We start from the raw sequence: 9,129 nt of genomic DNA on the forward strand, positions 1-9,129 counted from the left end.
CCGTGAGTGCGACGAGCCCCGCGACCGCGAGGGCTCCGGCCGCGCCGGTGAGGCGGCGTGCCGCGCGCGAGTCGGCCCAGCGCGCACGTGACAGCGGGGCGAGCAGGAAGGCCAGGCCGACGCCCAGCAGCAGCCCGAACGCGTGGGTGTCGGTGCCGAAGTACGCGCGCGTGAGGTCCCCGCCGCTCGAAACGACGACGCCCATCCACGCCGCCGAGCCGGCGGCCAGCGCGAACGCCGCGGCGATGCGTGCCCAGGCGCGCGGCAGCAGCAGGAACAGCGGGAAGACGAGCGGCCAGACCAGGTAGAACTGCTCTTCGACGGCGAGCGACCAGAAGTTGCGGAACAGCTCGGGCGTCGCGGCCGCGAAGTAGCCGCCACCACCGCCGATCGAGACCCAGTTGTAGCTGAAGGTGGCGGCGCCGAGCACTTGGGCGTCCAGGTCGACGAGTACGTCGCCGCCGATCAGCCACGCGAGCGCAGAGCAGACGGCCACGACGACCGCGAGGGCCGGGAGGAGGCGGCGGGCTCGGCGTTGCCAGAACCGTCCGAGCGCGACGCGGCCGGTGGCGGTGTGCTCGCGCAGCAGGAGGCTGGTGATGAGGAACCCGCTGATGACGAAGAACACGTCGACGCCCAGGAAGCCGCCCGGCAGCACATGGGGTGGGAACAGGTGGTAGACCACCACGAGCGTCACCGCGATGGCGCGCATGCCGTCGAGCCCGGCGAAGCGGGCGGTGGGCGCAGTCGACGTCATGGGTTCTCGCGAACGAAAGGGGTGGGGGAACGGCAATCCTACGTCGCGAGCCTGAGGGACCACAGCTGCGGCTCACTAGGCTGGGCAGGTGCGTATCCGCCTCGACATCGCCTACGACGGCACGCATTTCCGCGGATGGGCACGCCAGCCCGGGCTCCGCACGGTGCAGGAGACGCTCGAGTCGGCCCTCGCCCGGGTGCTCGGCGGCCAGCCCCGGCTGGTCGTCGCCGGTCGCACCGACGCCGGTGTCCACGCCACGGGCCAGGTGGCGCACGTCGACCTCGACGACGCCCAGGTCGAGCGGCTGCGCGCACGCCAGGCGCGCCCCGGAAGCGGGACACAGACGCTCGAGGACCGCGCCGCTGCCCTCGCCGCGCGCATGACCGGCGTCGTCGGCGCCTATTCCGACGTGGCGGTGCTCGGCTCCCGCATCGCGCCCGAGGGCTTCGATGCCCGGTTCTCCGCCGTGTGGCGTCGCTACGAGTACCGGATCGGCGACAGCGTCACCGGGTACGACCCGCTCGAGCGCCATCGGACCACCTCGGTGCGGGCATCCCTCGACACCGAGGCGATGGATGCCGCGGCCCGCGCCCTCGTCGGACTGCACGACTTCGCCGCCTACTGCAAGCCGCGCGAAGAGGCGACAACGATCCGCACGCTTCTCGAGTTCGACTGGCACCGCGACGACGCCGGGGTGCTGGTCGCGAACGTCAAGGCGGACGCGTTCTGCCACAGCATGGTGCGCGCGCTGGTCGGCGCGTGCGTCGCCGTCGGCGACGGCCGGCTCGACGTCGACGACGTCGTCGACATCCGTGACGCCCAGGAGCGCGTGCCCGAGGTGAAGGTGCTCGCCGCACGCGGCCTGACGCTGACCGCGGTCGGCTACCCCGCGGACGACCTGCTGGCCCAGCGCGCCGAGCAGACGCGCGCCCGGCGCGACCGCGAGTGAAGGCGCCCCGCTAGACTGACCGGACGTTTCGGGCGGGGTCGACTTCGGGGGTCGTATGCGCAAGTGGAGCCGGTTCGCCGGTGTCGTCGTGATGGGTGCGCTCGGTGTCTCGGCGCTCGCCGGCTGCGGGCCGGCGCCGTGGGATCCTGCGGGCGGGAGCACGCCGACCGCGACGTCGACCGCAGTGCCCACCCCGGTCCCCAACGACCTCTCGGGCGGGGCGACCCAGCGGCAGCTCAGCGCGGGGGCGGTGACAGCCACCGTCGACTACTGGTCGACGCTGTCGATGGACCAGTGGACCGCGGAGGCGGTCAAGCCCGTCAGCATCTCGCTGATCACGACCGTCCAGCCCGACGACGGGCAGAAGGTCTACCTGCAGCGCGCGTCGATGACCGCCGTCCCCTCGACGCCCACCGGGGCACTCGAGGCTCTGGCGCCGCAGGTCGATGCATCCACCGTGAGTCCCGGCTACCTGGTGCTCGATCCGTACAGCTACTCGCAGACGTTCAACGTCGGCCCGGTGCCGCCGGAGGCGACGTTCGTCACGCTGCAGTTCAGCTACGACTTCCTGGTTCAGACGACGCCGACTTCGAGCGAGTACGCCAAGCAGACGGCGACCGACACGATCACGGTAGCTCTGACTGACTGATCAGGCGCTTCACGATGGTCGCGCCGACGCGCTCCCATCGGTCGCCGCCCTTCCCGCTGGCCACCCGTGCGGCCTCGCGGCTGGTGTAGACCAGCGTGTCGAGGTCGTAGCCGAGCACCGAGACCGGTGCCCAGCCGGCGCTCGCCGTCGGCCGGATCGGGAGGGCGCCGTGCACGTCCAGGAGGGTGATCCGCTCCAGGATGATCCGCAGCAGGTCGCGGACGGCGGCATCGCCCCGGGGCACCAGCACGACGACGGCGCCCGCCGAGGGCGATCCGACGTCGGACTCCGCCGGGAAGACGGCGCGCACCTCGTCCTCGAGCCGCTCGGACAGCCGGGCGAAGGCCGCCGCGCCCCCTGTCTGGCGGATGTCGGCGGCATCATCGAGTCCCAGATAGACGACGGACCAGGGCTCCGACGTCTTCTGGGCGCGCATCAGGCGGTCGCCGGCGATCCGCTCGAACTGCTGCCAGGCGGTGGACACCGTCGCGGGGCGACCCAGGCCGCTGTCGCGCGCGGTGGGACCGACCACGGCGATGAGCGCGCAGGCGACGTAGACCAGCATCCCGATCGATGAGACGAGACGCACCAGCGTGAAGTCGTCCCCGCCCGACGGGGGGAAGACGAAACCCGCGACGAAGGTGGCGACACCGGTCACGAAGAAGGCGACCGACACGATCACCAGGGGCAGCAGCAGCCTGTCGCTGCGTCGGCTCGACGAGCGCGCCCAATCGAGCACGAACAGGCCCGCGAAAACGGATGCCGCGAAGAAGACCGTGCGATACGCCACGGTGAACCACGACATGTCGGTGACGGTCGCGAGCGCCAGGGCCGAGCCTCCGGCGAGGAGCGCGCCCGCCCAGACGTGCGGGCGCAGGCCCCAGGCCGCGCGGAAGCCCGACCAGAGAAACGCCGGGGCGCCCATGAGCGCCCCGAGCGACGCACGCCGGAGCACCTCCATGTCGGTGATCTCGCCGGCGACCACGCCGTACGTCGCGAGCATCGAGAGGGTGAACGCGATGCTCCAGTACAGCGTCGGCAGTCCCGGTCGCACGAGGAACGCGATGCCGATGGTCAGCATCGTGGCGAGCGTCGTGATCACCGCCTGCGCGATGCCGAGGTCCACCCCCGAGCCGGCGATGAGGTCGGTCATACGGGTCCTTCCGTGACGGCCCCTGCCAGGGGCAGGCGGATCGTGACGGTCGTGCCCACGCCCGCCTCGCTGTCGATCTCCAGGGTGCCGCCGTGCGCGAGCACGATGTCGTTGCTGATGCCGAGCCCGAGCCCGGTGCCGCCGGACTTCTTCTTCGCCTCGCTGGTGCGGAAGTAGGGCGTCAGGATGTGGGGGAGGTCGTCGGCGCCGATGCCGATGCCGCTGTCGGCGACGGTCAGTACGACCGTGTCGCCCTCGACGGTCCCGGCGATGCGCACCCCGCCCTCTCGCGGGGTGTACTTGATCGCGTTGCTCACCACGTTGTCGACCACCTGGCGCAGCCGGAAGCCGTCCGCGGTGATCGGCAGCGCCTCGTCGGCCAGGACATCGACCGAGATGTCGTTGGCGACCGCCGTGGGCCGGAACGAGGCGACGGATTCGAGGAGGATCTGCCGCAGGTCGATGTCGTCGACCTCGTCGCGGCCCGAGAAGCCGCGCCGCGAGGTGGTGACCAGACTCTCGGTCATCGTGAGCATGCGGTCGCTCGCCGCGACGATCGACTCGAAGCGCTCGCGCGTGCGGGGGGTGAGCTCGTCGAGCTCGAGGGCGAGCTCGGCGTTGCCGATCATGACCGTGAGCGGATGCTTCAGCTCGTGGGAGGCCATCGCGGTGAAGCGCTCCCGCTCACGCTGGGCGTAGGTGAGCGCCGTGACGTCGTGCACGAGGAGCAGGATGCTGGAGTCCTCGTCGCCGCGGGCGGCCAGCCGTTTCGCCGTGACCGACAGCGCGCGCCATTCTCCTTGCACGGTGAACAGCCACACCGAGGCGTCCGTGAAGGTCTCGCCGCGCGCGGCACGTGAGAACGGGCGTTCCGAGAAGGGCACCGGCATCCCGCGCAGGCCGGTGTACTCGACGGACTGCGCGGGTCGTGTGGGATCGAGCGGGTCGAGGCCGTAGAGCCGCGAGTAGGCGTCGTTGACGGCCAGCAGGGTGCCGTCCTCCGAGATCCGCGCGATGCCGGTGTCGATGCCGTTGAGGATCTCCATCGTCCGCCGCTCCTGATCGGACCGGCGGGAGAGGGTGGCAGTGAGACGGCCGGCCTGACGCCGCAGGAGGCGCCGCAGCGAACGGGTCCTGCGGAGGGCGATGTGCGCCGTGATCCCGATGAAGGTCAGGGTGAGGAGTACCACGAAGACCCGCAGCGCGCCCCAGGGTCCGGGGGTGATCGACGAGTCCAGCAGCAGGATGAGGCCGATCAGCGCGAGCATCGCCGCCAGGGCGGTCGCGTGGAAGTGCATGGCCGCCCACATCACCGGGAAGGCCCAGAGGTAGCCCAGGCGCAGTTCGGTGCCGGTCGACATCAGGCCGATCGCGAGTGCGTCGGCGAACGGGACTGCCAGGACGGCGGATGCCGGAAGCCGCGACCACGGCGCCGCCAGCGTCGCGAGCGTCAGGACGACGACCAAGAGGGTGCCGAGCAGGAAGTTCCAGTGACCGAACAGCTCGGGCTGCAGCACCATCACCATGATCGCCGTGATGAGCACGCTCGCCGCGAGCACGAGCTGGGTGAGCCAGATCGACCGCGTGCGGGCGTCGGGCGTGCCCACGACGAGCGTCGGTCGTGCAGCCCCGGTAGCCATGCCGCGATTCTATTGGCCCGGCCACCCGGCATTTCGGGCCGCGCCGCGAGAGCCGGCACAACGTTCCTTGCGGAGGCCTTGCGCAAACCTTGCGGAAGCGCTCGCGGGCTCTCGGAGGGGCGTTGCGGTCGGCAGGAGAGGCTGTACTCGTGCCGGAGACCCCGGCGCCCTGATCTCGAAAGCGACGAACGTGACACAACTGGTCCCGCTCACCCGCTCCGCGCGGACGCACCACAGCGAGGCGACCGCCGCGCTGGAGGACGTCACCACCGTCTCCGCCCACGGCTTCGCCGATGACTTCGAGGCGGTGCTCGACGACACCTCGGTGCACCGTTCGACCATCGGCTGCGTCATCCCGGCGTACAACGAGGAGGAGTCGATCGCGCAGGTGATCGAGGCTCTGCTCGGCCAGACCCGCGTGCCCGACGTGATCCACGTCGTCGTCAACAACACGTCGGACGCGACGGTCAGGATCGCGTCGCAGTACGCCGGCGCCCACGAGATCGTGACCGAGCTCGGCGAGCAGTTCACCGAGGTGTTCGTCCACGACATCGGGAAGAACCCCGACAAGAAGGTCGGCGCGCTCAACTACGGCTACACGCTCGTCGAGGGCTACGACTACCTCCTCGGTGTCGACGGCGACACGGTCGCCGACGCGAGGGCCGTCGAGTACCTCGAGTCCGAGGCGACCAGCGACACCCGGATCGGCGGCATCTCGGCGATCTACTCGATCGACGACAAGCCGATCAAGGGCTGGCTCGCGAAGTTCCTGACCACCGGCCAGCGGTCGCAGTTCGCCGCGTTCAACCTGCACAACCTCCTCCGAGGGCGCAACATGGCCGTGCTCGGCGGCCAGTTCTCGATCTTCTCGACGCAGGCGCTGCGTGACGTCATGAAGGAGAACCACCAGTCGACCCCGTGGGTCAAGGACTCCGAGGTCGAGGACTCGCTGCTGTCGCTGCAGATCAAGAGCGCCGGCTTCCTCACCAAGATCAGTCCCTTCGCCCGCGCCGACGTCGGCGGCATGACGACTCTGCGGGCGCTGGATGCCCAGCAGGTGAAGTGGACCTACGGCGCCATCGAGCTGATGTGGCCCGGCCAGCGCGGCGACACCAAGGGGCAGCCCTTCCACCCGAACCTCCGGGTCCGCTGGCTCGAGCACTTCGACATGCTCATGAACATGTTCGTGCGCATCGCCTTCATCACCCTGCTGGCGGCGTCGCTGTCGATCGGTGCCTTCGTCTTCTCGCTGTGGTGGCTCATTCCGCCGGTCATCGCGATCGCGCTGAACACGCGCATGGCCATGACCATGCACAACCGGAATGCACGCGACGTCCTCTTCGGCCTGACATTGATCCCGGCAGAGATCTACATGTGGATCCGGTGCAGCCACTTCGTGCGCTCCTGGACGCGATTCCTGTCGCGCAAGAAGGTCGACAACTGGGCCATGCAGGCCAAGGCCGAGCGCGGCGGTGGATTCGGCCACTGGACGCCGCTGATCCTGGCAGTCGCCGTCATCGTCGCGATGGTCGCGATCTGGATGATGATGCCGGTCATGGTGCAGTCCACGGTCCTGTGGATCGGCTGGCCGATCGTCGGCGCCGTCACGGTGCTGCAGACGCTGTCGATGTTCTTCAAGCTCATCCGTCGTCAGCACGGATACAAGGTCTGACCCGTACCCGAAGCGGGTCGGAACTGGGGAAAGCGCCGCGGCTGGGGAGCACGGCGCGGGGGAGGAGGTGAGGGAGCCCGCCTGGGGGGAGAGGCGGGCGCCCTCTCCGAAGCCTGCGGAGGCATCTGCTCGTCTGGGGCGCAGCGGATGCCTCCGCTTCGGCGTTCGCGGATCAGACCGTTTCGGAGGTCAGGCGGTAGCCCACGCCCCGCACGGTCTCGATGTAGCGGGGGCTCGCGGCACTCTCGCCGAGCTTGCGCCGCAGATTCGTCATGTGGGCCTCGACGGCGCGCTTGTCGGCATCCCCCACGAAATAGCTCGTGACGTAGGACTCGCCGCGCAGCACCAGCGTCAGATCGGCCTTGCTGCGGACGCGCCGCTTGGACTCGAGCAGCGTCGCGAGCAGGTCGAACTCGGTGCGCGTGAGGTCGAGCTCCTCGTCGCCGATGAGCACGATGCGGTTCTCGGGGTGCAGGTGCAGGTCGCGGTGCACGAGCCACTCGCCGTCGCCGACCAGTGCGGGCACGGATGCCGCCGGAGCCTCTTCGACGACGGGCGTGGCGGGGATGGACGTGGTCGCCGGCCGGGCGTTCGGGAACGACGGACCCACGCTGCCCTGCGACGGCATCGCGGCCGGCGCGGGGGTCCCCTCGGCGCTCGCGCGCGCACGACGCATCAGGGCCTCGACGCGCGCCCGCAGCTCGCGCGGGCGGAACGGCTTGACGAGGTAGTCGTCGGCGCCGGCACCGAGGCCGGCGATCACATCGGCCTCGTCGGTCAGGCCGGTCAGCATGATGATGAACGTGTCGGACTGCGCGCGGATGCGCTTGGCCGCCTCGATGCCGTCGATGCCCGGCATGTGGACGTCGATGGTGGTGAGCACCGGTTTGTAGGTCAGCACGGCGCGCACCCCGTCGATGCCGTTGCCGACCGAGACCGTCGAGAAGCCCGACGACTCGAGCACCTCGGCGAGGACGTGTCGGATCTCGGCGTCGTCCTCGATGATGACGGCGGTCTTCAGCTCGTCAGAAGGGGTGCTCATGCAGCGGCGTCCTCTCTCGGACGGTTGATCGAACCTGCGCCGATGCCGACCCCAGCCGCGGCCCCCGACGCGTGCACAGTACCCACGATGCTACACAACGCCGGTAATGCCTGGTCCGGCCTCAATCCGAGGCGATGACGTCCTGCGTGAGCTCGATCGCCGCTTCGTCCCACCACCGGCCGGCCGCCGGGCCGCCGTTGCACTCGCCGTCGCTCTCGCCGGGCGGTTTGATCCACAGGTTGGTGTCGACGACGTCGTCGCCGATCGTGCCGCCTGGCTCTCCGACGAGGCGGCCGGGCGGGTTGCACCACTCGCCGTTCGAGCCGGCGCCGTTGCGCGATGTGTCGATGACGGCGTGCAGCCCATCGAGCAGCGCTGCCACGTCGTGCGCGTAGGCGACCTCGTCGGAGGTCGGCATGAAGTTCGACACGTTCGTCGCGAATCCGCGGATGCCGCGGCCGTCGTCCGCGGTCCGGTCGACCTGCGCGATGAGGTCGGCCATCTCGGCGGCCGGCAGCCAGTCGGAGTGGCCGCCGTCGACGTAGATCCAGGTTGTCTCGGAGCTGATCGCGTCGACCGCCGCCCCGAGCTGCGCGACGCGCTCCGGCACGTTGCCGCACTCCGGCGCCAGCGCGAGGCTGTCGGGCTCGAGGATCACGATGGGCGACGTGTCGGCGGCGTCACGCAGCGCATCCCCGATTGCCTGTGTCCACTCGTCGTAGGCGTCGCCGTCGAATCCGCCGGCGGACTGTCCGCCGCAGTCGCGCTCGGGAAGGCCGTAGACGACCACCGCGACACGCGCGGACTGCGCGCGCGCCTCAGACGCGAGCTCTGCGATGCGGTCGCCGACGACATCGACCGGATCGCCCTCGGGAGTGAGCCAGACGGCCGTGGGCTGGTCGCTCAGATAGTGCGCGGCGTCGTGCTCCGGGCTTCCCGCAGAGGCACGGGAGGCGGCATCCGCAGCCTTCGAAGAGGCGGAGGCGACGACGGTCGTTCCCGGCCCCGGGGGCTCGGGATCCCGACCCGTCAGGAGCATCGCGGCTACGACGACGCCGGCGACCGCGACGAGACCCGTGGCGGCGAGGAGGGTGATCGTCCGTCGCGAGGTGGCCACGAAGGCGACTCTACGAGAACATCGGCGCGGGTGCGCTCATGCCGTGCGAGGGCGCGTTCCCCCCAGCCGCACGGCCGGCGTCGTGCGGCGCACGGAGGCGCGCGCGGCGCGACCGCGCGAGACCCCCCTCGAGCCGACCAGCTCGAGCAG

The 9,129-nt window shown here is 70.4% G+C and carries 8 protein-coding genes; 3 read left to right on the forward strand and 5 right to left on the reverse strand.

The window, feature by feature from the left end; translation table 11 throughout:
• A partial coding sequence (locus ACI3KX_RS21130; protein ID WP_404910974.1) for an acyltransferase family protein occupies positions 1-757 on the reverse strand: 757 nt, incomplete at its 3' end.
• An 88-nt stretch (positions 758-845) separates the two neighbouring features.
• On the opposite strand from ACI3KX_RS21130, the gene truA reads away from it, so the two are divergent.
• Positions 846-1,706 carry a tRNA pseudouridine(38-40) synthase TruA gene (gene truA, locus ACI3KX_RS21135; protein WP_404910975.1) on the forward strand — a complete coding sequence of 287 codons (861 nt, stop codon included), beginning with the start codon at positions 846-848 and terminating at the stop codon, positions 1,704-1,706.
• 55 nt (positions 1,707-1,761) lie between these two features.
• Positions 1,762-2,355, forward strand: coding sequence for a hypothetical protein (locus tag ACI3KX_RS21140; protein WP_363356936.1), 594 nt, complete (start codon positions 1,762-1,764; stop codon positions 2,353-2,355).
• Here the strand turns inward: ACI3KX_RS21140 and ACI3KX_RS21145 are convergent.
• Together ACI3KX_RS21145 and ACI3KX_RS21150 are read right to left on the reverse strand one after the other, a co-directional pair.
• A complete protein-coding gene (locus ACI3KX_RS21145; RefSeq protein WP_404910976.1) occupies positions 2,333-3,508 on the reverse strand; it encodes a hypothetical protein in 1,176 nt (391 codons plus the stop codon). The two genes, ACI3KX_RS21140 and ACI3KX_RS21145, sit on opposite strands and share 23 nt — an antisense overlap.
• Entirely contained in the window at positions 3,505-5,148 is a 1,644-nt protein-coding gene (locus ACI3KX_RS21150; protein WP_404910977.1) for a sensor histidine kinase, read from the reverse strand. The genes ACI3KX_RS21145 and ACI3KX_RS21150 overlap by 4 nt, the downstream gene beginning before the upstream one ends.
• Positions 5,149-5,338: 190 nt before the next feature.
• Between ACI3KX_RS21150 and ACI3KX_RS21155 the strand changes: the two genes are divergently transcribed.
• Positions 5,339-6,820, forward strand: coding sequence for a glycosyltransferase (locus tag ACI3KX_RS21155; RefSeq protein ID WP_404910978.1), 1,482 nt, complete (start codon positions 5,339-5,341; stop codon positions 6,818-6,820).
• Positions 6,821-6,992: 172 nt separating this feature from the next.
• Here ACI3KX_RS21155 and ACI3KX_RS21160 read toward each other — a convergent pair whose 3' ends face one another.
• Both ACI3KX_RS21160 and ACI3KX_RS21165 read right to left on the reverse strand, forming a co-directional pair.
• Entirely contained in the window at positions 6,993-7,862 is an 870-nt protein-coding gene (locus tag ACI3KX_RS21160; protein WP_349426370.1) for a response regulator transcription factor, read from the reverse strand.
• A gap of 121 nt (positions 7,863-7,983) precedes the next feature.
• Complete coding sequence (locus ACI3KX_RS21165) at positions 7,984-8,979, reverse strand: glycoside hydrolase family 6 protein (RefSeq protein WP_404910979.1); 996 nt, start codon at positions 8,977-8,979, stop codon at positions 7,984-7,986.
• Between the last annotated feature and the right edge of the window lie 150 nt (positions 8,980-9,129).

The organism is Microbacterium sp. ZW CA_36, from assembly GCF_044987475.1.
Classification (GTDB): Bacteria; Actinomycetota; Actinomycetes; order Actinomycetales; family Microbacteriaceae; genus Microbacterium.

Excerpts from the sequence above, each read along its gene's own strand:
- ACI3KX_RS21140 (WP_363356936.1), top strand. The coding sequence starts at position 1,762 with ATGCGCAAGTGGAGCCGGTTCGCCGGTGTCGTCGTGATGGGTGCGCTC.
- ACI3KX_RS21145 (WP_404910976.1), bottom strand. The coding sequence starts at position 3,508 with ATGACCGACCTCATCGCCGGCTCGGGGGTGGACCTCGGCATCGCGCAG.
- ACI3KX_RS21150 (WP_404910977.1), bottom strand. The coding sequence starts at position 5,148 with ATGGCTACCGGGGCTGCACGACCGACGCTCGTCGTGGGCACGCCCGAC.
- ACI3KX_RS21160 (WP_349426370.1), bottom strand. The coding sequence starts at position 7,862 with ATGAGCACCCCTTCTGACGAGCTGAAGACCGCCGTCATCATCGAGGAC.